The sequence below is a fragment of the Neobacillus terrae genome (assembly GCF_011393025.1).
Lineage (GTDB): Bacteria > Bacillota > Bacilli > Bacillales > Cytobacillaceae > Neobacillus_A > Neobacillus_A terrae.
Window position 1 is genome coordinate 78,075 of the sequence record NZ_JAAOEO010000007.1, and the last position, 25,975, is coordinate 104,049.

Annotated in this window: 22 protein-coding genes and 2 pseudogenes; 22 read left to right on the forward strand and 2 right to left on the reverse strand. The window is 38.4% G+C overall.

The features are described from left to right. Positions 1-72: 72 nt before the first annotated feature. From G8761_RS12160 to G8761_RS12185, 6 genes are all read left to right on the forward strand, one after another. Complete coding sequence (locus tag G8761_RS12160; protein ID WP_166026996.1) at positions 73-453, forward strand: winged helix-turn-helix transcriptional regulator; 381 nt, start codon at positions 73-75, stop codon at positions 451-453. An 867-nt stretch (positions 454-1,320) separates the two neighbouring features. After that, a complete protein-coding gene (locus G8761_RS12165) occupies positions 1,321-2,121 on the forward strand; it encodes a DUF4839 domain-containing protein (protein WP_166026999.1) in 801 nt (266 codons plus the stop codon). Positions 2,122-2,435: 314 nt separating this feature from the next. After that, on the forward strand, positions 2,436-2,783 hold the full coding sequence (locus tag G8761_RS12170) for a hypothetical protein (RefSeq protein WP_166027001.1): 348 nt from the start codon (positions 2,436-2,438) through the stop codon (positions 2,781-2,783). Positions 2,784-3,585: 802 nt separating this feature from the next. Next, positions 3,586-4,011, forward strand: a complete 426-nt coding sequence (locus tag G8761_RS12175; protein ID WP_166027003.1) for a DUF6526 family protein — start codon at positions 3,586-3,588, stop codon at positions 4,009-4,011. 94 nt (positions 4,012-4,105) lie between these two features. Further along, positions 4,106-5,032: an ABC transporter ATP-binding protein gene (locus tag G8761_RS12180; RefSeq protein WP_166027005.1), complete on the forward strand. Its 927-nt coding sequence runs from the start codon at positions 4,106-4,108 to the stop codon at positions 5,030-5,032. After that, a complete protein-coding gene (locus G8761_RS12185; protein WP_166027007.1) occupies positions 5,029-6,120 on the forward strand; it encodes an ABC transporter permease in 1,092 nt (363 codons plus the stop codon). The genes G8761_RS12180 and G8761_RS12185 overlap by 4 nt, the downstream gene beginning before the upstream one ends. A gap of 320 nt (positions 6,121-6,440) precedes the next feature. Here G8761_RS12185 and G8761_RS12190 read toward each other — a convergent pair whose 3' ends face one another. Continuing rightward, positions 6,441-7,337 (reverse strand): DMT family transporter, encoded by an 897-nt coding sequence (locus G8761_RS12190; protein WP_166027009.1) that lies wholly within the window; start codon positions 7,335-7,337, stop codon positions 6,441-6,443. Between the two features lie 818 nt (positions 7,338-8,155). On the opposite strand from G8761_RS12190, the gene G8761_RS12195 reads away from it, so the two are divergent. From G8761_RS12195 to G8761_RS12235, 9 genes and pseudogenes are all read left to right on the forward strand, one after another. Then, positions 8,156-8,710: a TetR/AcrR family transcriptional regulator gene (locus tag G8761_RS12195; RefSeq protein ID WP_166027012.1), complete on the forward strand. Its 555-nt coding sequence runs from the start codon at positions 8,156-8,158 to the stop codon at positions 8,708-8,710. 253 nt (positions 8,711-8,963) lie between these two features. Continuing rightward, positions 8,964-9,386 (forward strand): RidA family protein, encoded by a 423-nt coding sequence (locus G8761_RS12200; protein WP_166027014.1) that lies wholly within the window; start codon positions 8,964-8,966, stop codon positions 9,384-9,386. Between the two features lie 16 nt (positions 9,387-9,402). Continuing rightward, positions 9,403-10,320: a polysaccharide deacetylase family protein gene (locus tag G8761_RS12205; RefSeq protein ID WP_166027016.1), complete on the forward strand. Its 918-nt coding sequence runs from the start codon at positions 9,403-9,405 to the stop codon at positions 10,318-10,320. A gap of 5 nt (positions 10,321-10,325) precedes the next feature. After that, positions 10,326-11,852, forward strand: coding sequence for a 4-hydroxyphenylacetate 3-hydroxylase N-terminal domain-containing protein (locus G8761_RS12210; protein ID WP_166027018.1), 1,527 nt, complete (start codon positions 10,326-10,328; stop codon positions 11,850-11,852). Between the two features lie 412 nt (positions 11,853-12,264). Beyond that, complete coding sequence (locus G8761_RS12215) at positions 12,265-13,692, forward strand: purine-cytosine permease family protein (protein WP_166027020.1); 1,428 nt, start codon at positions 12,265-12,267, stop codon at positions 13,690-13,692. A gap of 78 nt (positions 13,693-13,770) precedes the next feature. Then, the gene (locus G8761_RS12220; RefSeq protein WP_166027022.1) at positions 13,771-14,280 is read left to right on the forward strand and encodes a flavin reductase family protein; all 510 of its coding nucleotides are present in this window, start codon (positions 13,771-13,773) and stop codon (positions 14,278-14,280) included. A gap of 127 nt (positions 14,281-14,407) precedes the next feature. Then, positions 14,408-15,289 carry a bifunctional riboflavin kinase/FAD synthetase gene (locus G8761_RS12225; RefSeq protein ID WP_166027024.1) on the forward strand — a complete coding sequence of 294 codons (882 nt, stop codon included), beginning with the start codon at positions 14,408-14,410 and terminating at the stop codon, positions 15,287-15,289. A gap of 78 nt (positions 15,290-15,367) precedes the next feature. Further along, positions 15,368-16,538: pseudogene (locus G8761_RS28070) on the forward strand (amidohydrolase). A gap of 186 nt (positions 16,539-16,724) precedes the next feature. Continuing rightward, complete coding sequence (locus tag G8761_RS12235; RefSeq protein ID WP_166027026.1) at positions 16,725-17,819, forward strand: L-dopachrome tautomerase-related protein; 1,095 nt, start codon at positions 16,725-16,727, stop codon at positions 17,817-17,819. 152 nt (positions 17,820-17,971) lie between these two features. On the opposite strand, the gene G8761_RS12240 is transcribed toward G8761_RS12235, so the two are convergent. Then, positions 17,972-18,784, reverse strand: a complete 813-nt coding sequence (locus G8761_RS12240; RefSeq protein WP_207789196.1) for a uracil-DNA glycosylase family protein — start codon at positions 18,782-18,784, stop codon at positions 17,972-17,974. 36 nt (positions 18,785-18,820) lie between these two features. On the opposite strand from G8761_RS12240, the gene G8761_RS12245 reads away from it, so the two are divergent. The 7 genes and pseudogenes from G8761_RS12245 to G8761_RS12270 all read left to right on the forward strand — a co-directional run bounded on the left by G8761_RS12245 (position 18,821) and on the right by G8761_RS12270 (position 25,917). Beyond that, positions 18,821-19,741, forward strand: coding sequence for an MBL fold metallo-hydrolase (locus G8761_RS12245; RefSeq protein WP_166027028.1), 921 nt, complete (start codon positions 18,821-18,823; stop codon positions 19,739-19,741). Between the two features lie 46 nt (positions 19,742-19,787). Further along, positions 19,788-20,923, forward strand: a pseudogene (locus tag G8761_RS12250) (5'-nucleotidase C-terminal domain-containing protein); the annotation flags it as partial. Between the two features lie 58 nt (positions 20,924-20,981). After that, complete coding sequence (locus G8761_RS28075) at positions 20,982-21,227, forward strand: 5'-nucleotidase C-terminal domain-containing protein (RefSeq protein ID WP_420800248.1); 246 nt, start codon at positions 20,982-20,984, stop codon at positions 21,225-21,227. Between the two features lie 216 nt (positions 21,228-21,443). After that, positions 21,444-21,839, forward strand: a complete 396-nt coding sequence (locus G8761_RS12255) for a VOC family protein (protein ID WP_166027029.1) — start codon at positions 21,444-21,446, stop codon at positions 21,837-21,839. A 17-nt stretch (positions 21,840-21,856) separates the two neighbouring features. Beyond that, on the forward strand, positions 21,857-22,228 hold the full coding sequence (locus tag G8761_RS12260) for an MmcQ/YjbR family DNA-binding protein (RefSeq protein ID WP_166027031.1): 372 nt from the start codon (positions 21,857-21,859) through the stop codon (positions 22,226-22,228). 112 nt (positions 22,229-22,340) lie between these two features. Then, on the forward strand, positions 22,341-24,359 hold the full coding sequence (locus tag G8761_RS12265) for a prolyl oligopeptidase family serine peptidase (protein WP_166027033.1): 2,019 nt from the start codon (positions 22,341-22,343) through the stop codon (positions 24,357-24,359). Between the two features lie 553 nt (positions 24,360-24,912). Further along, on the forward strand, positions 24,913-25,917 hold the full coding sequence (locus G8761_RS12270; RefSeq protein WP_166027034.1) for a Bug family tripartite tricarboxylate transporter substrate binding protein: 1,005 nt from the start codon (positions 24,913-24,915) through the stop codon (positions 25,915-25,917). Positions 25,918-25,975: the final 58 nt, after the last annotated feature.

Sequence of the window (25,975 nt, forward strand, 5' to 3'; positions counted from 1 at the left end):
CGTGAAGAATGCACTTTTTTGTAAGGAGGTTACAAATACGTTACTATTATATAAGTAAGGGGGTAAACACTCATGTCCGATACATTAAGAGAAGAAATAAAAGAAAAGATATTAAATGGTGATTTTAATTGTGAAAAGGAACTCACCTTATCGATTATTAGCGGAAAATGGAAGATTGTGATTTTGTGGCACTTAGGCGTAGAAGGACCGCATCGATTTAGTGATCTCCAAAGACTTTTCCCTAAAATTTCACATAAAATTTTAGCCAATCAGCTGCACGAATTAATGGAGGATGGAATTGTTCATAGAGAAGTTTATCCTGAAGTTCCGCCAAAGGTCGAATATTCGATGACGGAACTTGGAATGACTTTACTTCCCATCGTGGAAATGATGTATGATTGGGGAAAGAAACGGATAGAAGAGTTTAAAAAAGAAATCGATATATCACAATGATAATTTCCTTATCATGAAAAGGGAGCCTCAAGAGGTTCCCTTTTTCGTACTAAATAAATGAAAATTTGCTTCAGTAACAATTCCCTATTTATTTTTTCTGCAATTCTTATATAAAGGTGGACACATGAGGACGAAGAAATTTCTAGAATAAAAAGTTAAAATTCGAAAGGAAAGAGAGGGTGCGTAAAAACCTTAATTTATATATTTCCAAAGCCGATAATAAAACAATAGGAAATTAAAATTGCAGAAGTAAAACTAATCAATGTTTTGGGGTTCATTAATGAAAAATTTAATATGATTCTATCTGAGCAAGCATGGAAGTGGATTGACAAAACAGATGATTCTCTTTTGATTAAAGCTTTACTGGTAAAGTTAATAATTGACGATGCGAAAGATCTTAAACATGTAAAATCTCATCCTCGCGCACCTGCTCAGGCGGGACAATGACTTTTTGAACCAGTTTTCTCACCTTTCTGATGAATAATAAATTCTTATTTTCATATCTACTACTCTATTATTTATTCTTTATAATAGATAGTATAAAAGTAGTAGTAAATATTTTACAGACTCAAATTCAAGTTAATTAATATTAGACAGAAAATGAAGTATGCGGATTATCTGAAGGCGTCACTGGGAAACCAACAATCAGCTTCTATAATTGCATGTATGTACATTTGGACTTGTCATAAGCAGTTTACAGGAGTGGAAAAACCTAAGCATGATTGGACTATTGATGAGATTGTTCCTATATAAAGTGTAATCGTCGAGTCAGTTGGGTTTTTATGGTATGAACGTTATGCTGAAATAAAGGTTAATTTATATTATCTTGACGGAGCGATAAATCTGTTAATTGGAGGATAATCCAAAATGAAGAAAATGGTTAGTGTTCTTTTGGCATGTATAATGGTTATGACATTAGTGGGATGTGGCGGCAATTCGAATAAACATGAGGGTGAAGCAAAAACGCCGTCAGGGTCAAGTGTTCAAAAAGGTAGAGATTATCATAAGGTTGTTGATGACTTTAAATCAAGAGGATTCAAGAACATCAAAACAGAAAAGGTTGAAGATTTAATTACAGGTTGGATGACAAAAGATGGAGAGGTTAAAGAAGTATCTGTTGGCGGCGATGTCGATTATTCTGCAGATGAATGGGTGTCTGCAGATGAAGAGGTTATTATTAAGTATCATACATTCAAAAAAAGAGATACTGAGAGTGCAGAGGAACCTAAGGCAAAGGATAATTCAAATGTAGAAAAACCGAAAGTAGAAAAACCGAAAGTAGAAATCCTAACAGTGGATAATTGCAAAGAATTGGCAGAAATACTTAGCACAAAAGACGAGTCTGATCCTCTTATTAAAGAATTTGCTCAGAAGTATGCTGGAAGAACCATTGAGTTTGATGGGAATACCGCTTATGTGAGTAACCACGGAAATTATAAAACAAGATTTGATTATTTAATTTATGCTGGAGATTATAGTAAAACTACTTTCTCGGGACCTAATTTCCAATTTAGAGATGTTAATTATAACGATTTGCATCTAACAGGAGATAATGTTCCTGATACTTTTGGAGTAGGCCTTAATATTCATATCGTTGCTATGGTTGAAGAATATAGCGAGACTTCTGGTCTTTTTCAACTCAAGCCAGTTTCTATCAAAATGAGATAAATGTAATTAAATAGTTAAGTAACAATGGCGAAAAATAAATGGATATGGAATTCATAAAATTTATGAAGGTGATATTATATCTTTGTACAGGTAAGATTTTAGGATTAGGTGTAGTTATTGACTTTATTATCCTTTTATTTAAACATAACACATATTATCCTTGAAATTGATATTAAAATATCTTTGACACGTAGCTTAATAGGTTAATAAGATACTACTTGTTACGAGCAAGGGTAGCATATACGCATGTTGATAAGTGCCTGGCACCTTATATTAACGAGTAATTAGATACAATGAAGTAGGAGGAAAGATACATGTATCTAGGTTCATTGGAAGAACGTCGGATTAGAAATAATGAGATAAAGCTTGTGACTGAAGCTTTGTATGAAGCAAATGTCAAAGATGATGAAATTCTGCGGGTTATGATGAAGGTATGTAATGTTGATAAAGAGAAAGCAATGAATGCCTTACGTAATGAGAAGTATATGCTGTCTCCTTGTCGAGAATTATATCAATACTTAGTTTTGGAAAAGGGCTTTAATGACCATGATGCGGATGTGTTTATTCATAATCGTGCAAGGGCTGCGTTGGCACGCAATACGGAATTAAGTAAACTATCTCCTTCAAAAATGTTTGATACCCTTAATAATGCCGATAAATAGTTGTGGATTTGTTCCCAAGAACCATAAAATCGTTGTTATGTTTCCACATTGAAAAAGAGATTGATGGAATGTAAATAAGTTTTGTTAAGAGTATAACTCTTTTGCAAAACTTACCCCACGGGGTCTAAAGCCTTGGCCAAAGGGGTAAATTATCATACAAAAGGGGTGGAAATTGAAATTAATTCACCCCCTTGAGAAATCCCTTTTGCGTTATTGTATAAGACATAAATGACAACGCATGTGGAAGCAGTTGCGAAAATAGTGTTAAAAGAAGGCAGCTAACCCTCTGGGCCTTGCCTTTTCATATTTCTTTTAACGGATTAACAAAGCTATATTTAATGCCATTGTGGTTATATGTAATCCTCTTACTCGAGAATGGGAACCTGTGGCGCCAATTCTTTAAGTTGGGGACATCCTTTACTTTAGCTTTTGGTCGATGGCGTAGTCCTTGTCGCATTCCTGTAGTTTTTCAGCTAGCTGAGACTTTTTGATTTGAAGTTCCGATTATTGTTGATATCTTAAATATAAAGATCTTTAAACAAAGGTCTTTTTTGTTAGAATCTCCCTTTTAAAAAAGAAGCAGAAAAAATTAAGGTTTTTCTGCCTCTAATGAAATATCGGGGCGGGAATCCGATAGTACTCCACAAATACATTACAAAGACAAGGATCAAACGGAATGACATACGCTAAGACCTTGAGGAATAGAATGATTGAGGGTACTTCAATCCGTACTTATTCATAATGCAGAATGGAATACTCCTTTTAGAATGAATATTTACAAGAAAGATAGGAGGTTGTCACAATGAATCAAAACTATGAAAATCATAGAAAATTTGACCCGCTCTACCATGTTGGGACCGCTTTACTTGGACTTATTATGCTCATTTTATCGATTGTGTTTTTCTTTCAACAAGTAGGAAGTCAGTGGCTGCTTAGTGTGATTGTTTTAGGATTTGGCCTCTTGTTATTATTTGTAACAGTGAAGCTAAGAGGGTATGCGCTTCAGCTTCAGGATCGAATCATTCGTAACGAGGAAAATTTTCGTTATTATCGTTTAACGGGAAATCTATTAGACTCAAAGCTTTCCTTGAAGCAAGTGATTGCACTAAGATTTGCGGTTGACCAAGAATACGTTGAGTTAGTTGAGCGAGCAATTCAAGAGAACCTTTCACCAGATGACATTAAAAAGGCTGTTCGGAATTGGCGTGCAGACCATCATCGCGTATAATTGTTAAAGAAACAGCTTATCTATGGCTGTTTCTTTTTTTGAACAACTTTTTTACCAAAATAAGGATAGTATTACACTCATTAGGAGGCTTGCTATGTTTAATGACATAATGGTAGACGTAAAAGGTCTAATAAAACGATATGGCTCTCACACAGCGGTTAAGGGAATAACCTTCCAGGTGGAGAAAGGAGAAATATTTGGCCTGCTTGGTCCAAATGGTGCTGGAAAAACAACTACCATTGAAATGTTAGTCGGTCTAAGAAAGCCGGATGAAGGAACGGCTACACTCGCAGGCTTTGATGTGAGAAAGGAAGTAAACAAAGTAAAAGAAGTCATTGGGGTACAACTTCAGTCCACCTCCTTATTTGAATTATTGAAAGTAAAAGAAATTCTGCAATTGTACGGAAGTTTCTATCCGAGTCAAGTAAACATGGACGAATTAATTGAGGATATGCTTCTAACAGAGAAGAAAAATGACCGAATAAAAGGACTTTCCGGTGGACAAAAGCAGCGTCTCGCTATTGCATTAGCTCTTATTCATGACCCGAACATTGTGTTTCTCGATGAGCCAACGACGGGACTTGATCCACAGGCAAGAAGAACCCTATGGGACATTGTACTGCGTTTAAAGGAGAGCGGGAAAACGGTCATTCTCTCCACTCATTATATGGATGAAGCCCATGTCCTCTGTGACCGCATTGGAATTATGGACCAAGGAGAGCTGATTGCTCTTGATACGCCAACCAATTTAGTAAAAAAGCTTCAGTCTACAAGCACTGTAGAATTTCGATTAAACAATCCTCCTGAACAAGAGTGGTTTTTGAAACTAGATGGAGTGAAAGAAGTCTCCATGAAGGATAACTTTGTCCAGTTAAATACAGATGATTTACAGGCTGCTTTAACTTCCTTGATTCAGGCCTCTACGGAACATCAATTTATAATTGAGGACTTACAAACACGGTTAGCGACATTAGAGGATGTATTCATTCATATGACAGGAAGGAGCATTAGAGAATCATGAGAGCTTACTGGCAATTAACCCTAGCTCAGTTACGGATCTTTGCTCGAAATAAACAGGTTCTATTTTTTACCTTACTCTTTCCGATCATCTTAATGCTAGCCCTTGGATCCTTTGCTGGAAATGGGAATAATCTCTCTTTAACCGTTGGGGTAATCGACTCTGATCAAACAGATGCCTCAAAGGACTTAAAAGAACTGTTTTACAAGCACGAGGGACTAAAAACAATAAAGTACGAAAATGTCAAAAATGGAAAAATAGCTTTGAAAAATGGAGACATACAGCTTCTCATTGAAATTCCAAAAGGATACCAAGCAAACATGAAGGACGGAAAACAACCCTTCTCCCTTCCTGTTTACTATAATGAGAAAAACCTTGCCCCATCAGAGCTCGGCCTAACCGTTGTGAACGGAATCATTGATCAATACAGTAAAGTTCTTGTCGGCTACAAGCCTCTAGTAACGGTTGAAAAAGTGGGCATTGAGGCCGTAAACATCCGTTATGTTGACTTCCTCGTCCCAGGAATTGTCGCCATGATGATCATGAGTAACAACATGAACGGTGTCGCTGGACAAATCGCTGCCTGGCGGGAACGAGGAATCTTGCGGAGAATGCAAGGAACGAGTCTAAAAGCCTCTACCTTCATCGCTGCTCAAATCACAGCTCGCTTATTACTCAATGGAACTCAAGCTCTACTGGTAGTACTTATAGCAAACCTCGTCTTTGGTATTAGCGTCGTTGGCTCCTGGCTTTCCTTGATCTTCTTTATTGTCCTTGGCACCCTTGCATTTATGTCACTCGGGTTTATTATTGCCGGAATCGCGAAAAACCCCGAAAGTGCGGGGCCAATCGCAGGATTTGTGACGTTTCCCATGCTGTTTCTTGGAGGCGTGTTCTTTCCAATCAGTAATATGCCCCATATCATTCAGCCTATTGTAAAAATCCTACCGATTGCTCATTTGAGTTCTGCGTTGAGGGAGACGATGAATCTTGGAACCCCGTTTCTACAATTAGGAACGGATACTCTTGTATTAGGTTGTTGGTTAGTTGCTGGGTTTGTGTTGGCTAGTTTTGTGTTTAAATGGGAGTAGATGAGAACTTCTTTTATTTATTGATTCCTTATGCCGAGGGGAAGGTATCTCTCAAGTATAAGGACTGATTTTTGCGCTTCATGGATTGCTGACTGGCAGGTGTTAAGAAAGCTTCAAGTTAAACCCAGCAGCATCCCATTGTGTAGCAACATGCATTCTACACACGTGGAGTGTCTATCGTTGCTGGAGTTAAGGGACAAGAGAAGAGGGAGGAGCTTTCTGTTATTCTTTCACTTACGGATGGCTCTCGTGCAGCAGTAATAAAAAAAGGAAAGATAGAGCATATTATTCTGCTCATCTATCCTTTTTATTTTGAAGTTTTAAGCTCCAATTTTCTCTTCAACCTGTTTCGCCGATTGCTTTTGCTTCTTATTTACGAGGTAGATACTCGCTACAATCAGTATTATTCCTAAGAATAATAGTTTCGTAAAGGGTTCATTCAAAAATACGGAGCCTATGACAACGGCCAGCATTGGAACTAGGAATGTAAATGTGGCTACAACACTCGCATCTCCAGTTTTTACAAGTACGACGTAGAGAATCCATGATACCGCAATCCCTAAAATCGTACCAAATGACAATCCCCATAAAAACGTATCATTCCAAACAATACTAGTCCACTTTTCGGATGAAAGTCCGGCAATCATAAGAACAACTCCACCAATTAAACACTGGAAAGCTACCATCCAAAGCGAGTCAACAGAATGAGCATGTTTTTTGGTATAAACGGTACCCAATGCCCAGGAAAGTGCGGATAATAATCCGAAAATAATTCCTAAGATGGAAACATGGCCGGAAAATCCTTCTGCGCTGACAGAAATGACTCCTAGAAACCCTAGAATAAGTCCCAAAACTTTAGGGATGGTCATTGATTCGCCTAACCATAGCCAAGCAAAAAGACCTACTAAAATAGGCTGAAAATAGACAATGACAGAGAATAAACCAGATGGTACTAATTTAAGCCCCTCGGTTTGCAGGCCATAGAAAAATGCAATATTTAAAGTGCCGGTAACGACATATATTTTCCAATTCTTCTTCCATTGAATGCGGGCACGTGTTTTCCAAATGACAGCACCCAGGAGCACTCCGCCCAACAAACATCTCAGCCCTGCAAAAAGCAAAGGAGGTGTAAATGCCAATGCAAGTTTATAAATGGGCCAGGAAACACTCCAAATAATGATTAAGCCTGCCATCATTAGAAACCATTTTAAATTCATCCGATCTTTTCTCCCTTAGTTTAATTGAACGACTGACTGACTCGTAGTGTAAAGAGTCAATCTCCTATCTCTATAAAAACTACAACTTTCCTAGAATACGCCCCTTCGTAAAAAATTTCAATAAAGATGTTTTGGATTAAATTTACTCTGTCTGATAGACTCACAAACAACATAGTTTACTAAAGGTAATTTTCAGCTCAAATCATCTCATGGGCTGATATATAGACTCTGTCTGAGTAAACAAAAAGTGACCATTAAGATATAGTCTTTGGTGGTCACTTTTAACTTGATCGTATTTTATTGATAAAAAATACTATCTTAAAATTTTTTTTTATATTACAGATGGCAGAATAAAATTTTGGTGCTGGTGGTGACTTGTTGCAAAAAACTATAATCTAAGAAAGCTTAAAAAAATTGTAGAATGTAGAAGTTTGCTAGTACCGCTCCATGACAGGTCTCGTATGTTTGATTGCACGCTGGTACCTCATCATGGTCTCAAAGTATTTATATGATGAAATATTGCTTAAAAACAAGTTTTCCTTCAGATAACAGCTTCTCCTTCTCATTCAAACTATGAGAATATGCTGTGGTAGTAATGAGGGGGGGAACTGTATTTTTTTACAGAAAAATACATCCGTTTGTCGTATAATGAAAGAGTCTACGTTTGATGTTTCTTTCATCGATAATTTAGATCATTATCTATTTGTTAATTACTTTTGGAATATTAGAACAATATTCTTGTGCTATAGTTATAAACGAGAGCATTATTTGAAGGGAAATTAAAGCCGTCATTGTATTATAATTCTTGGAGGATAGTTATGAGTAAAAGTAAATCAGAAATGACACGCGAAACGATACTGGTAGAAGCTTGTCAGTTAGTGGCAATAGAGGGAGTAACCCATCTTACCTTAGAAGGTGTAGCCAAGAAAGCCGGAATAAGCAAAGGGGGATTGCTTTACCATTTTCCATCAAAAGATGCATTAATAAAAGCGATGATTGATTATGTCATGGAAATCTCCAATCAGCATATTGAAGAAAAAGCTGCACTTGAAGAGGATTCTGCTGGTAAGTGGCTTCGTGGCTTTGTCAATTCGTCAGTTGAACAAACTGGTTTGAGGTTTCTTATGAGTTCTGGTTTGCTGGCTACAATGTTATCGAATCCGGAATGGGTTGAGTCGTGGCGTGACCGTTATGTCGAGTGGCATAAATATATTGAAAAGGATCATCATAATTTAATTCTGAGTTATATTGTTTTTTTAGCGGTTGATGGATTATGGTATGCAGATTTACTTGGTCTTAACTCACCGCAGGGTGAGCTGCGCAAAAAAATACTTGATACACTTATAGAACTTACAAAAAAAGATAGCTTGTAAAAATACTTGCCGCCTAAGGCAGGTGTTTTTTTTGTTTATAAAATTCTAAATATTTTAATTATTTATATTGACGGAAAACCGTCCAGCCGGTACAATAAATCCAAGCTTGTTTTTAAACCGTCTGGACGGTTTGTTTTTAGGGGTATTTCATAAGATTTTTTCATTGACAATGAGGGGGTGGTTAAACTTAAGTCCTTAAATTTTTTTGCTTCAGTTAGGAATTCTATAAAATTTATAAATTTGAGGTGTAGTCATGGAAAAAACCAGAATCATGCCTGATAATCATTGGAATTGGAGTATGCCCGTTCCTTTTTCTCAGGGCTGGAAGGTTGGGAATTTAATTTTCGTAGGCGGACAAATTTCTGCAGATGAAAACGGAAAAACAATTGGTGTTGGGGATATCGAAGTTCAAACCAGAAACGTCTTTGAAAATATTAAAAAAGTTCTTAACGAAGCTGGAGCTGATATGAAGGATATCGTAAAGCTGAATACTTACTATGTGTTTAATGGTGATGAGAGTGAAGCTACTGAGTTCTGGGAAAAAATGACCAGGGTTCGGATGGAATATCTGGCCGATCCCGGTCCAGTTGGTACAGCCATACGAATTTCAGGCTTTGCCTTTGAAGATCTTCTCATTGAAGTGGAAGCAATTGCCGTAGTTGCTGATGGAGAATAAGAGAGGAGGAAAATAAATGATTACTAATCCTGTTCCATGGCCTAATGGCGCAAAGTGTGCAGTTGCCATTACTTTTGATATGGACACTGACAGTATCCTTCATTTGGCTCATCCAGATTCGGCAGATACGAAAGTTTCCACTGCTTCATGGCTGAAATATGACGAAATAGCGATTCCGCGGATTCTAAATATGTACAAAAAATATGATCTAAAACAAACCTTCTTCGTCCCTGCATGGTGTATTGAAAGGTATCCAAGAACGGTGGAATTAATTTTGAAAGATGGTCATGAGTTAGGACATCACGGTTATATTCATGAACATCCAAATGAATTAACTGGAGAAGAAGAATTATATTGGCTGCAGCGCGGGATAGAAGTGATAACTAAATTCTCAGGCAAACGTCCTCGTGGATGGAGAGCACCTATGTATAATTTCTCTAAGAATTCTCTGGAGTTTTTAGCAAAAGAAGGGTTTTTATATGATTCTTCATTAATGGCAGACGATATACCTTATGTATTGAAAGATAAGAAGTCATCTAAAGAGGTTATTGAATTGCCGACTCATTGGGGAATGGATGACTGGCCGCAATATACCCACAATGGAGATCTGGACTATATGATGCCAATTAATTCACCTAATCGTGCAATGGAGGTGTATATGTCAGAATTTGAAGCAGCATGGGAACATGGCGGCATGTGGATATCTGTCTGGCACCCCTTTGTAACAGGGAGATTGGCAAGGTGTGTTAGTGTCGATAAAATGATTCAAACCATGCTTGATAAAGGAAATGTGTGGTTTGCGACCTTAGAAGAGATCGCACTCCATGTAAGAAAATGTATTAACGATGGAACCTATGTACCACGCACAGTCGAGCTCCCATATTACGATGGTCGAATTCCTGAATTAAAAACAAATGCATTGGAAGGGGTTTAATAAATATGACCGTAATCGCTACCACTAATAAACTTAGAGAAGTGTTGAGTAAGGGCCAGGATCCTCACTTAATGACTGGAGAACAGTATAAAGAAAGCTTAAGGGATGGCAGAAGAGTCATCGATGCTCAAGGAAATGTAATTCAAGACGTGACCAAGCATCCCGCTTTAAAAAGGGGAATTGACAACCTGGCAAAAGTTTATGATTCACAATTCGATCCTGAGACAAGGGATATAACAACATTTATTAATCCGGAAGATGGTAAAAGGTATAGTACTGGCTGGCTGGTGCCTAAAACAAAAGAAGATTTAAAACTTCGGCGGGAAATGCTCCGTTTAAGTACTTATCATACGTTTGGTGTTTTTGGTCGTCCGAATGATTATGGCTCAATGATGGCAATGGGATTCCTTTCAATTATTGATAAGATTGAAAAAGAAAATCGACAATATGCAGAAAACGTTAGAAAATTTATTGAGTTTAGCCAAAAACATAATGTTATTAGTGCTGATTTGATTCCGGATGTTCAAACAGACAAAAATTTACCGCCTAGCCAGAAGAAAGGACTCTTAAGGGTTGTAGAAAAACGGGCTGATGGAGTAGTTTTATGCGGAGCAAAACCGTGTGGTTCTGTAGGCGTTCAAGGTCATTTCGCAACTGTATCCACTGCTACTTCCCCTAATCTGGACCCTGATGCCGCACTATGGTGTGCAGTGCCAATCAATTCACCAGGCTTAACATTAGTACTTCGAGAGCCAGTCACGAATCCAATTTCAGAATTTGAAGATCACCCGATTGATTCATTCGGTGAGGAAACAGATAACATGATGCTTTTTGATCATGTGTTCATTCCAAATGAATACATCTTCAGCTTAGGAAATACTAGATTACTGGGCTTATACAGGGAATCCTGCGCACTTTGTCACTGGCATATTTTAGCCCGCCTAATGTACCGCTCAGAAATTTTCGTAGGAGCAGCCCAAACTATTGTAGACATCCTTGGAACAGATTCCTTTCAGGGCGTCAGAGATTCGGTTTCTGAAGTAATATCTTATTCAGCATCACTCAAAGCTCATATTCTCGCGTCAGAAGAAGAAGCGGAACTTTGGAATGGTGTTCTGGTTCCTTCCACTGAATTTGTAACAGCCGGAAGACTGCAATCCATCCTTCACTATCCACGAGTCATGCACATTCTGCGCGACTTAAGTGGTCAGGGTTTAATTAGCCGTTTTACGAGCAAAGTGTGGGACAATCCAGAAGTAGGCCCAGTTCTGGAGGAATATCTCCCAGGTGCTGGAGTTTCCGCACGTGAGAAAAACAAATTCTTTAACTTTTTATGGGACCTTGCATGCGGCAGTCATGCAACAAGGGTAGCACTATTTGAAAATACAAATTCGACCAATGCACCGGTTGTCCAATCCGAGCTTTATAGATCTTACAATCGTAAAGAGTATGTTGACTTTATCCGGGAGCATCTTGAATTGCCAAAAGTTCGAAGGGAAATTAAAAGATTGTATGCTGTGGATTTGAAATAATCCTGAGAGAATTGTCCGCTTACAACCATGGAACATGAACATAATTATAGCAAAAGATGAGTAGTTTTGTCGAATGAAATGACAGAAAAATTTAAATATTTTAAAATTAGATTTCAACAATAACTAGTTCTTCAGGCTTATGACCACGCTATGGCATGGGTATGGATAAACGAGATCCCATGATTCATAGCGTGGTTAATATCAGGATTGTATATCCGGTGCAAGGAAATCATCCTTCATTCGTTCAGCACCCGAGCCTTAAACATTTGGACATCCTACCTTTCACCGCAGCGCGAAGCCGTCTTAAATTTATGATAAAAATCTCTAAGTAAATTTATTTGGAACACTATGAAAATTTCAGAGAAATCTTATCAGGCAAGAGAAAAGATAAAGGCGGTGCAGGAATTTGGAAATGGAAAATAAAATGGTACAGGAAAGCAGGCTGGAACTCCGTGGAATAGATTTTATTCCTGAAGAAGACAGGAAATCAAAGCCAATGAATCTATTTTTTGTACTTGGCGGGGCGCAATATTGTTATCCAATTATGCTAATCGGTGCTCTTCCTGTACTTTTTGGATTAGGCTGGTGGGACTCGTTTTTTGCGATTACCATAGGGTTATTAGTCGGTTGTGTTGTTGTAGCTCCAATCTCTTTATTCGGTCAAAAAACAGGCACAAATGGAATTGTAAGCAGCGGTGCCCATTTTGGAACGAAAGGCAGAATCGTAGGCGCGGTCTTAACGGTAATTGTCGCGATAGGATTTTATTCTCTCGTAGTATGGACAGGGGCCGAATCGATTGTTTATGGGGGTAACAAATTACTTGGCCTGCCCAAGGGACAGGGAAGTCTTGCAATTGGAGCATTGCTTATTTGTATTCTCATTAGTATTGTAGCTACATTTGGACATTCGTTAGTAGTAGTAATAGAAAAAATCGGTACCTGGGTACTTGGTGCCATCCTTCTTTTAACACTTCTTGTTTTTTCACCGCAATTCGATGCATCCTATCACGGAGGAAATTATCTTCTTGGCGGTTATTGGGCTACCTGGCTGTTATCTGCTAGTGTAGCATTATCCATACCAATTTCACTGGCCCCGTTTATCAATGATTATACTCGTTATGTACCTGGCAAAACCAGTGCACGTTCAATCATGTTTGGAACTGGAGCAGGGATTTTCATGGGCTGCTGGATCACCATGATTTGTGCAGCATACGTGACCACCATTTTAAATAATCCTGATACCCCTTTAATTCAAGGAATCATCGAAATGTCTCCAGCCTGGTTTGTTTTGCCGTTAATACTAATGGGTCTAGTTGGAAGCTTAACACAAGGCAGCTTTTGCATTTATGGTGCTGGTCTTGGCTTGGAAACGATGGGATGGGGGATTAACAGGATCTTAACAACGGTCATCGTTAGTATTGTAAGTATTATAGTAGTTTTCTTTGCTGTCTTCGTTTATGACCTTCTTGATTTAATAAATGCATTTGTAACACTTATTGTGGTAGCAATTTCTCCATGGCTTACCATAAAATTGGTTGGTTACTATTTGGTCAAAGGACAGTACGATCCCTTAGACCTCCATCAAGCAAAAGGCGGTTCATATTGGTACTCAAATGGCTATAACATACCAGCCATCATATCATGGGTGCTTGGTTTAATTGTAGGCTTGTTATTCACCAATACGACTGTATTTGCTGGGCCGCTTGCCAATACCTTTGGCGGAATTGACGTCAGTTTTGTCTCTTCAGCAATATTAGGAGCAGCCTTATTTTTTATACTGTCAAAAAAATCCGTCTCAAAACAACTTAAAACTATAGAAAGTAAGGGAGAAATTTTTTAAGCTTTTGCCTTATATGAAAATAACTTACTACTAAATTCTTTGATATTGTTTACACACTTAAGATGGGAGGATGAGTATATGGAACATGTTACAGATTTATTCAAAGAGGCAATGGGGCGTTTAGCTGCTGGGGTTACAGTAGTTACAACCGAAATTGATGGACGTCCGTGGGGAGTAACAGTTAGTGCTTGCTGCTCCATTTCTATGTCCCCTCCGTTAATGTTAGTCAGTTTATTCACAAGTAATGCCAGCAGCGTGGCGATAAAGGAACAGCAAAGATTTGGTGTAAGTTTATTAACTAACGATCAAACAGACGTAGCAAAAGCAGGAGCCAAACCCGGAACTCCTAAGTTTTTTGAAGAATTTGTTGATTTTGACTCTTTCGGAAAAACTCATATGGTAAAGGATGCGCTGGCACATGTTCACTGCAAAGTAGATCAAGTTGTAGAGGCTGGTGACCATACGATATTTATTGGCCGTGTGGAACATGTGAGCTTGGGAGAATTAAAAGATCCACTTTTGTATTTTCATCGTGAATTCGGAAGTTTTACAACAGAATTAGAACCCAAAGAACCTATTGTTAAATAAACTTAATCCTTATGAAAAGGACATAGTCAGGTTAACTTTTTAATCTACTATTTGTCCTTTTTTTAATAATTGTATCAGGTGAATGAACATCGTTTTCACCAAGAATCTCTTAAAAGGTGTGAATTTGTTGAAAGTACACTACTTGTCTTACCCTTTAGATGTATTAGAAGAATTTCCTGCAACAGCTGTTTCTATCGGTTATTTTGATGGAGTTCATATAGGGCATCAACAGGTCATAAAAACCGGAATACAAATTGCAAAAGATAGGAAGCTGGCTAGTGCAGTTATGACATTTCATCCTCATCCTAAAAAAGTGCTTGGTAAAGGGGACTATTCAAAGTGCTTAACACCTTTGGAAGACAAGTTGGATATTTTTAAAACCATGGGTGTTAACATAGTCTATGTTGTTGAATTTAATCATGAGCTCTCAAGGTTAACACCTGATGATTTCATTGACTGCTTTTTGGTCCCATTAAATATGAAATACGCTATAGTTGGTTTCGATTACAAATTTGGAACCAAAGGAATCGGAGATGCCGATTATTTAAAAACGAGATCGGCAGGTCGTTATGAGGTAGAAATTGTTAAATCCATTGTCCGTTATGAAACAAAGGTGGGCAGTACAATTATTAGGGAGTATTTAAACCAGGGCCACCTTTCCAAAGTAAATGAATTATTAGGCCGTTCCTATTCTATATGGGCAATCGTTGAGCAATATAATCCTGTTCCAGGTGCTGGAACAAGAAGCATTGTTACATTAAAAGATTATTTAATCCCTGCGGAAGGAACTTATTGTGTATTGGTTACTATCGCTGGGAAAGCCTATGCTGGTACTTTGACAATCGAACGAATACACTCGAATGAAAATGATCATCATATATTGGTCCTGCAGTTAATCGATGAAAAATACCCCAATATTGGACATGAAAGTATTGGAGTCAGGTTCATATCCAGATTTAAACAACCAAATAAACTTACTTCCCGGAAGAAAACACATAAAGTTTTTTAAAAAGAATACAAAGAAATAGTAAAAGGAGCAGTTCTATGTTCTGTGTTATTAAATAATAAGTAAGGGGGGCGAGCAAGATTGATAGATCATTTGTTTAATAGGTTAAATGATTTTTTCCAGAGTTAATTCAATTTCGCACGGACCTGCATATGTATACAGAACTATCATTTGAGGAAGTTAATACGCCACAAAAAATAGCAGATTATCTTGAAGGTTTAGGATTAGAAGTAAGAAGTAAGAAGTAAGGTTGGCGGTAGAGGTGTTGTGGGGGTATTAAGAGGAGAGAAGCCTGGCAAAACAGTAGCGTTACGGCAGATTTTGACGCGCTGCCAATACAAGATGAAAAAGAAACAGAATACAAGTCTCGTATTCCGGGAGTGATGCATGCCTGCGGTCACGATATTCACACTGCAGCCATACTGGGAGTTGCAAGGGTTCTTAGCGAAGCTAAATCTGCAATCCAGGGCAATGTTGTCTTTATCCATCAATTCGCTGAGGTAAAGATTCCTGGCGGGGCAATATCAATGATGGAAGATGGATGCCTGGAAGGGGTCATGTGATTTATGGTGCTCATGTTTGGTCTACCCTAGACATTGGTACGATCGGTGTGGGAGAGGGACCGATAATGGCTGCAATGGATGCCTTCGAGATCGATATTTGCGGAAAAGGCGGACACGGTGGAACGCCCCATTTGACTGTTGATTCCCTAGTGATTGTTTGTCAATTGGTTTCTAACCTTCAGCAAATTGTCAGCCGAAGGGTATACCCGTTAAAGCCTGCCGTTCTAACTGTGGGGATATTTGCTGCAGGTGATGCATTTAATGTAATTGCTAACAGCGCGAAGATTACCGGTACCGTTAGAAGCTTCGATGAAAGTGTCAGAGAATTAATTGAACAGTCGATCAATCAAATTGCAAATGCAACTTGTGAAGCTGGGAGGAGCAAGTGTGGCCGTACATTATACAAGGGGGTGTTGTAACCATCCTAATGAGACGGCAAGGGTTGAAAAAGTAGGAAAGGCACTATTGATTGATGGTAAAGTAAAACATTTAGCACCTATAAGGGCAGGAGAAGACTTCGCCTATTACTTACAAAAAGTTCCCGGGAGTTTCTTTTTGTGGGCGGAGGTAATGAGAAAATAGGAGCAATTTACCCACATCATCATTGTAAATTTGATGTGGATGAGTATTCCATTCTTAATATTGGTCACTTATTTATTTCTCTTGTTTTTGATTACCTGAATGAGTAACAAACAAGAGGTTTGTTTATAAATTTTGAGACGCTACTACAAAAGGTAGCGTCTATTTAATGATATTCATCCTGTCATCAGCCACAACACACACTAAAGAAAAGAACTCATTTATGTCCAAGCACTAGTCACGAATTAGAATCATATATAGATGATATCCCTTGCGAACATAATGAGGAGGATATCATGAATCCTATGTTACCTATGGAAAAATATTTCGGTCAGTTAGAACTTGTTTATACATTTTTTGGGGCAATGCCCACGGGTGTTAGTGTTTCAGAAACAGGCCGTATTTTCGTATGCTTTCCGAAATGGGGAGACGATGTGAAATTTACGGTGGCGGAAATTGTTGGAGATGAATTGCAGCCTTACCCAAATTTAGAAACCAATTTGGTTAATCCCGGGAATATCACCATGTCTTTCATCAGTGTCCAAAGTGTAGTTGCTGATGGAAGGGGAACGCTTTGGGTATTAGATACTGCAGCACCAAATTTTTCAGAACCGATTATAGGCGGGGCAAAATTAGTTGCAGTTGATTTAGCGACCAATACAATTCGAAGGGTATTAACCTTTTCACAGGATGTCGTCCTGCCAACAACTTATTTAAATGATGTCCGTTTTGATTTTCGTGTTGGTAGAGCCGGATATGCATATATTACCGATTCCTCATCTAGAGGACCAGGAGCTATTATCGTGGTGGATTTAGATAATGGGAATGCGTTTAGACGATTAAGTGGTGCAAATTCCACTTCTCCCGATCCCTATTTTTTGCCGAAAGTAGAAGGGGAAATTCTGATGAATCGAAACAGAGATGGTTCAACTTCCCCATTTAGATTGGCGTCCGATGGAATTGCAATTTCTCCCGATGGCAGGATTTTATTTTTTTGCCCGCTTACCAGCCGTCATCTTTTTTCCATATCAACAGAAGCCCTAAGAGACCGAACGATACCGGATGCAAATTTAATTTATCAGGTGGAGTATTGGGGAGAAAAAGGTGCATCTGATGGAATGATCACCGATGCAAAAGGAATTGTTTATGCCGGAGACTATGAAAATAATAGCATTCGAAGAATTTTGCCAAATGGAACAATGGAAACCATTGCACATGATCCAAGAATACTATGGCCGGATACATTTTCAATTGGCCCTGATGGATACTTATATTTCATTGTAAACCAATTACATCGGCAGGCCAGATTTCATTATGAAAGAGATTTACGACAAAAACCTTATAGTTTACTTCGTATAAAAATTGGCGAATTACCTGCTCCTGCCTTTTAAAAATAAAGGCCTGCTTCCTTCACGGTAGTAGGCCTTTTAGATGTATCTGCTGGTATCTCTCAATTGTAAATACCCGTGTGGCCTTGGTGCCAAGATACATTGTGGAAATCGTCCCCTAATCATACCTGACCTTTTTCGATTCAAAACAACTTTCACTCACTTCGTGTGTCGCCATACTCGTTTAGAGCAAGTGGAATCTTGGTGAAAAAGACCCAGCGATTATCTACAAAGTTCTCATATATTCTGTGGAAAATATTCCTCAATCTGTCTCCCATAACTTCTTTATTTTCTCGAAATTGTCGGTGTCGATGACCGTTGCTTCCCGAAGGATGGGGAAATCCCTTTACAATCGGGTTATTTTTATAAAAGTAATCGAGAGCTTTGCTTACATTCACCCCTAAGGGAATAATAAGAGGATTTTCAAGCCGGGAGATATCCTTCATAAAAGAATTTCTTACATAATCCTGCAGCATGCCGGTTTTTAAAATATTGGGCCGTGAGCCGTTAAAGTTCTGGTGATTAAAAAATACAGCATGTGGCAGGATGGAGGTATTGTAAACAATGTGACTGGCTGTAGTAAAAAGTTCTCCTGAAGATGTTATCCCAAGATGTCTCGGCAGCTCCAATTCATCCAGCATGGCAATGAGATTTTTTCGCATGGATCCCTCAAAGCTGGCACTTTTCTTCCCCTCATGAAGGAGCTCTTCATCACTTAAGTGTTGATTTTCTTTCACTGCTGTATAGGCTTTTTTCATTTGGTGAAGCCCAGGTGTAATGCCGGCTATTACCACTTTGGCTTTCTCATTTATGTAATCAAATGGGGTGTAATAAACTTCTAGTTTTTTCGCTTCATCCTTTTGTAACAAGAAATTTGAATTCAAAAGGTCATTATCGGATAATGGCAATTGTAGGGATAGTATTTTTTCTTTAAATAAATGAAACTTTGCTTCAGTTACAATTCCCATTCATTTTTCCTCCAATTTTTAGACATAGGTGAGCTTATGAAAATGAGATATTCTAATTTAAACAATGTTGATAATAAAAAGTCATTTAAAGATATGCGGAAATGGATGAAGGAAAGAAAAAGTAAGGTAAAAGACCTTACAGTCAATATTCCCCAAGCCGCCAATAAAATAATAACAGAAGTTAGGGATAACCGGACGAAAACGTCCTATACCTGGATTGGCCATTCCACTTTTTTGATTCAATTAAACGGGCTGAATATTTTAACGGACCCGGTATGGGCAAAGAGGATGGGCTTTAAAAAAAGATTATCAGAGCCAGGGGTGGCGTTATCTGAGCTGCCTAAGATTGATATCGTGGTCATTTCCCATGGCCATTACGACCATTTAGATTTCCCTACTCTGAAAAAATTAAAGGGTAACCCTCAGTATTTTGTTCCTATCGGGTTAGGTTCACTTTTTAGAAAAAAGGGTTATCGCCGTTTGAAGGAAATGAACTGGTGGGATCAGACAGAATTTGAAGGGATCCAGCTTCATTTTGTTCCGGCTCAGCACTGGACTAGAAGGACTCTCACCGATATTAATACCTCCCATTGGGGCGGCTGGGTCTTTCAAACACCTGAGGAAACCTTTTACTTCGTTGGGGATACTGGTTATTTTCCAGCTTTTAAGGAAATAGGGAATCGCTTTTCAATTGATACCGTGTTTATGCCAATTGGTGCGTATGAGCCGGAGTGGTTTATGAGGGTTTCGCATATTTCACCGGAGGATAGTGTCACTGCCTTCAAAGAGCTGAATGCGAAGGTATTTGTGCCGATGCATTACGGTGCCTACCGATTGGCAGACGACACAGGTCCAGAGGCATTGGAGCGATTAAATCAGGCCTGGGGAAAAGAACAGCTGCCAAAGGAAAAATTAAAGGTATTAAATATTGGGGAAACCGTAATGGGGGGACAATAAATGTCCCCTTTTTATGTTCTATTCTTTATTTCTAGTCCTCTCTTGTCATGAGGCAACCGTGAAATATGTGAATACACCAATCGGTAAAACGACTGATGATATCCACAGCTACTTTTCATTAGTTCAGGATGATCCTTCCATTCAAGTCGTTACGAATGCGCAAAAATGGTATGTGGAAAAATACATTGCCCAAAGTAAACCAGAGTATAAAGATCTTCCAATCCTTTCTGCAGGAGCACCATTCAAAGCAGGCGGCAACGGTCCGGCAGAATACACCGAAATTAAAAAAGGCGATTTAACGATCCGAAGCGCGTCAGACTTATATCTTTATGACAACACCTTAAAAGCCATAAAGGTGAAAGGTTATGTCATGAAAGAATGGATTGAGATGTCTGCAAGGAAATTTAATCAGATTGATCCGGCAAAAACGGAAGAGCAGCCACTATTGAACTATTCATTCCCTGGTTATAACTTTGATGTTATCGATGGAGTACACTATCAGATCCATGTAACAAAACCGGTAAAATACGATACAGCTGGAAAATTGATAAATCCGGAATCAAGTCGTGTAATGAATCTTACTTACAACGGTAAGCCAGTGGATCCAAATCAGGAATTTATCGTTGTGACAAATAACTACCTTGTCGGCGGCGGTGGAAACTTCCCAGGTGTTAAAGGAAGTGAGCTTGTCGTTGACTCAGCTGATGAAAACCGTCAAATTTTAATGGATTATATCTCTGAAATGAAAGAGATTACGCCTACTGCAGACAACAATTGGTCTATTGCTTCAATTGAAGGCGATGAAAATGTGACGTTTAGTACATCTCCTAATGCAGAAGCCTATATTAAACAAGAAAGCAATATCACTTATACCAATAAAACAGATGACAAGGGTTTTGGAATCTTCAATTTAAATCTAAGTCCGATAAAAGTACAGTTGCTTGGCTTAAACGATTTACATGGCCAGCTTGATTCAAGCACAAAAGTGGGAACAGAACTGGCAGGGAATATGAAGTATACAGCAGCTGCTATGAAGCTTCGTAAAGCAACAAACCCTAACACACTCTTAGTTCATGCTGGTGATATTATCGGCGGCAGCCCGCTAATTTAGCTCTTTTCCAGGATAAACCGACTGTAGAAGTGATGAATGAAATGCATTTTGATGTTGGTACACTCGGTAACCAGTTCTAAATAACCAAATTACTCCATTTACTGCGGCAGATGGGACCCAAACATATAGATTAGATTTTATGCAGCCGGTTTTACATACACATGGGACGGTAAAACCGGTAAAGTTGTAGACATTTTTATGCCAGATGGTTCAAGGATTAATAAGAATAAAGAATATACAGTCCTAGTGAATAACTATATGTATGGCAATGCCAAATACGGTATCAAAGATCTTGATACAGATTTTGAGGTTGGACCGGAAGATCTGCAGGCTACTGTAAACTATGTAAAATCACTACCAAAACCATTTGATTAAAAAGCTGAAGGCCGCATTTAACAATTAGTGCCATTAGCAGCTGCTCAGTAAAACAAAATATGAAAAAAGAGAAAGCAAAACTATAATCTTTGCTTTCTCTTTTTTGGAAAAACCGGTAATAATGGAAAAAATTGAATTTAGCCCCATTCCCGTTATAATGGTAAGTGAACAGATGAAATAAGTTATAGTTTATTTTTGAAAAAACAGGAGGATATCATGGGAAGATTAGTTCATTTTGAAATTCATGTAAGTGACATGGAGCGGGCAAAGAAGTTTTATGGTGAGGGATTCGGATGGACATTTCAAGATTGGAGCGAATATGCCGGAATGCCATACTTTGGGGCAGTAACTGGCAAGGAGGATGAACCTGGCATCAATGGTGCGTTGATGCAGAGGCAAAGTGCTCCGCCGGAAACAAACCAGGCTTTAAATGGATATGCATGTACAATGGGTGTGGAAAACTATGATTCAACGGAAATTAAAATTCTTGAGAATGGCGGAAAGGTTGCCATGCCAAAATACGCCCTGCCTGGAATGGCCTGGCAAGGATATTATATTGATACCGAAGGCAATATATTCGGGATTCATCAACCCGATGCGAATGCAAAATAGTAAAGGTGAATAAAAGGATGAAATCACAAGACACGGCAGGCATGATTGAAAAAGTACGCAATATCTGTCTTGCACTGCCTGAAGCAGCTGAAATTATCGATGGTTTTGGTCACAATACTTTTAAAATCAATGGAAAATCATTCGTTATCTCAGGTGAAAGCGAGAAAGGATTCAGCTTGTCGTTCAAGTCAGATCGGGAGACGCAAGAATTATTGCTGCAAAAAGAGCATTTTTCCAAAACCCCGTATATTGGACGTCATGGCTGGGTATCGATTCAAAATCCAAATGGGGAAGACTGGGTTGAATTGAAGGATCTCATTCAAGAAGCTTATTTGCGGGCAGCACCCAAGCGTTTGGTTAAGAAATGGATGGAGTTACATAAAAAATGAAGAAAGGCGGGTGATCTGCCTTTCTTTTTTTCGATATCCTTTTTTAATTCTAGTGAAAAAAGGATTTTCCTTTCGTTCGTCGAAATATCCATAAAAAAGGGGGAATTTTTTAATGGTGACAATGAGAAGTAATGTAGTAGACGATTTTCATGGAACGGAGGTTGCAGATCCCTATCGCTGGCTGGAAGATCCAGATAGTAAAGAAACAATAGAGTGGGGAAAAGAGCAAGGAGAAAAGTGTGAGGCTTATTTCCACGACACCACAACCAGGGAAGAAGACAAGACAAGACTTACAGAATTGTGGGATTTTCCTAAGCTTTTCGTACCGAAAAGGGTAAAGGGCAAGCTTTTTTACCAGAAAAACGATGGTTTGCAAAACCAGGCTATTCTATATAAAAACGATGGAGAAAAGGAATCGATTTTAATCGATCCAAATAAATTAAGTGAAGATGGCACGGTTGCGATGACCAACTATTCCTTTAGCGGGGATGGCCGTTATCTTGCCTATGCAACATCTAAGAACGGGAGTGACTGGCAGGAGCTTTTTGTAAGAGAGATTGAGAGTGGCAAAGATTTAGAGGATCACATTCAGTGGGTTAAATTCTCCTCTCTTTCATGGGCACCGGATCATTCTGGTTTTTACTACAGCCGCTTTCCGGAACCGGGAACAGTAAGTGAAGAGGAGTCAGGAAATTATAGTAAGATCTATTTTCATCAATTAGGTACCCCTCAATCAAAAGACACCCTCATATATGAGGACCCGGAAAACAAGGAACTGATGTTTACCTCATTTGTATCTCATGATGATCAATACATTTATCTTGAGGTGAACCACGGTACGGCTGCACAAAATCGTTTCTATTTGAAAAAAATAGGTTCGAATGATCAATTTAATCGTTTACTAGATAAGCAGGATGCTGAATACACTTATATTCATAATGAAGGTTCTGTTTTTTATTTTAAAACGGACTTGAATGCACCTCGTGGACGAATCATTGTCATCGATATTGAAAACCCTACACGTGATAATTGGAAGGAAATTGTGAGTGAGCAAGAAGACGTAATCTATGCGGTTAAGTTTATTAATGGGCAGTTTGTGGTCGCCTTTTTAAGTAACGCCTATAATCAGCTTCGCTTGTATAATGAAGACGGCAGTTATGATAAACAAATTGATATTCCATCAATCGGTTCACTAACCGATTGGTCCGGAAAACACGACCAAACTGAAATGTTTTTCGGCATAACTTCCTTCTTAAGTCCAACAGTTGTGTACCGATACGATTTTTCAAAAGCCGAGCTTGAAGTGTATGCCGAATCCGAACTGAAGGTGGATACATCTCAGTACGAAACGAAACAGGTTTTCTATTCCTCTAAGGATGGAACAAAAGTACCGATGTTTATAACGATGAAAAAGGATCTTCCGATAAATGGAGAGAATCCTGTCATTTTGTATGGATATGGCGGTTTTAATGTTAGCATGACACCCGGTTTTAATCCTGCTATTTTACGCTGGCTTGAAAAAGGCGGAATCTATGCGGTAGCCAACCTACGAGGCGGTTCCGAATATGGTGAGGAATGGCACAAGGCGGGAATGCTGGATAAAAAACAAAATGTGTTTGATGACTTTATTTCCGCTGGAGAATATTTAATAGAAGAAAACTATACAAGCAAAAATAAGCTGTCCATTATGGGAGGCTCTAATGGCGGCCTTCTGGTTGCTGCTTGTATGGTCCAGCGTCCAGACCTTTTTGGAGCTGTTATTTGCCGTGTGCCGGTTATTGATATGCTTCGTTATCATAAATTTACGATCGGACGGTTCTGGATTTCTGAATACGGAAGTGCCGAGAATCCTGAGCAGTTTCCGTTCCTTTATAAATACTCTCCATTGCATAACATTAAGGAAGGACAGAAATATCCACCAGTACTGATTGCTACAGCTGATAGCGACGATCGGGTTGTACCTGCTCATTCGAAAAAATTCGCAGCGACTTTATTGGAAAAAGCAGATCCAGAATCAACCATTGTTATGCGACTTGAAGCAAAAGCAGGTCATGGACTTGGAAAGCCTACATCCAAAGTGATTGATGAATGGGTAGACTTTTACGCGTTCTTAGATAAAGAGTTAGCATAAGGTAAATTAAATGCTGATTTACGACAAATACGTGAATCAGCATTTTTTTGTCGTGAAACAAATAAAAATACTTCTAAAATGTTGTTTTACATTTTACAAAAAGGAGAATGACTTCTATAAAGTGAATAATTTTTACTAATAAAATATAGGTCTATTTGTTTATATAAACAAATAGTTATTTTAATTTTCAGAAATAACTAGACAAATATTTTTGATGATAATATACTTAATTTATCAATTTTGAATACGTATTCAAAATTGTGAAAGTAACATTCTGCTATTATTATTGTGATGGTAATATTAGGAAAGGGAGGGTGGTTTTAACAATACTATTAGACAACAAAAAGCGACCTTGCATTTTAGTTTTATTACTTTTTCTTCAGAAAACATTCCTTCAATTTCTCCAGTATGGATGTTCCCGTGAACTTCTGTCAGACTCCAACAAACTCTAGTATTATATTTTTCATAACGTAGAATTTACTTAATAGTGGAATTATGCTTTGTCAAATCAAAACCATTTTGTTGAAAGCGCTTTATCATCGAAGGAGGATTTATGATGAAGATAGGAAGAAGAGTATTATCATCCATTGCTTTATTAGCATTTGTAAGTTCAATCTCAGTCGGTTGTGCAAAAACAAATACGTCAGCGAAAGCTGAAATGGATTATCCCAAAAAACCAATTGAAATGACTGTAGGGTTTGCGGCTGGAGGGATGGCGGATATTGTTACTCGTCTTTCAGTAGAAGCAGCAGGTAAACATTTGCCAAACAAACAATCAATAGTCGTATCGAACAAATTAGGAGCAAGTGGATCTGTGCAATTAGCTGAAGTCTTTCAGCAAAAACCAGATGGATACAAGTTGGGTTCAGTGACAACTGGTAATCTTATTATTCAACCAAACTTTGGAAACACTCCTTATAAGTCAAATGACTTTGAGCCAGTAGCTTTGTTAAATACAGCCCCTAACGTATTAGTGGTTAAAAGCGATGCCCCGTGGAAGACGTATAAAGAATGGTTAGAGTATGTAAAGAAAAACCCATCTAAATTCACGTATGGCACGGCTGGTACGGGTGATACAAAGCATGTTGCTATGGAGACATTAAATGTTACAAAAAACATTAAAACAAAACATGTCGGATTTGAAGGTTCAGCACAGTCTATCACTGCTCTAATGGGAGGACATATTATGGGAGCTGTTGTAGGGCTCCAGGAAGCAATGCCACTTACACAGTCAGGAAAAATTCGTGTTCTCGCAAACTTGGGTTCTTCAAAAGCTGATGCTTACAAAGATGCACCTTTCTTGAAAGAAACCGAACAAGGTTTTCCTGGGTTCGATACATTCACTGGAATCCTTGCTCCGAAAAATACACCAAAAGAAGTTATTAAAATTTTAGATGAAGCTTTTAAAAAGGGACTGAAAGATCCGAAATTAATTGAGGAGCTTAAGAAAATCGGAACCGAACCTACCTATGCTGGGCCTGAAGAGTTTAAAAAGATCATTAAAACATCTGCAAAAACCAGTGAGGAAATAATGAAGAAAGCAGGTTTAACTAAATAGTAACAAATAGTTTAGAGTTTAAAGAATTATACTGCTCTTTAGATATCTAAGGTTAGAA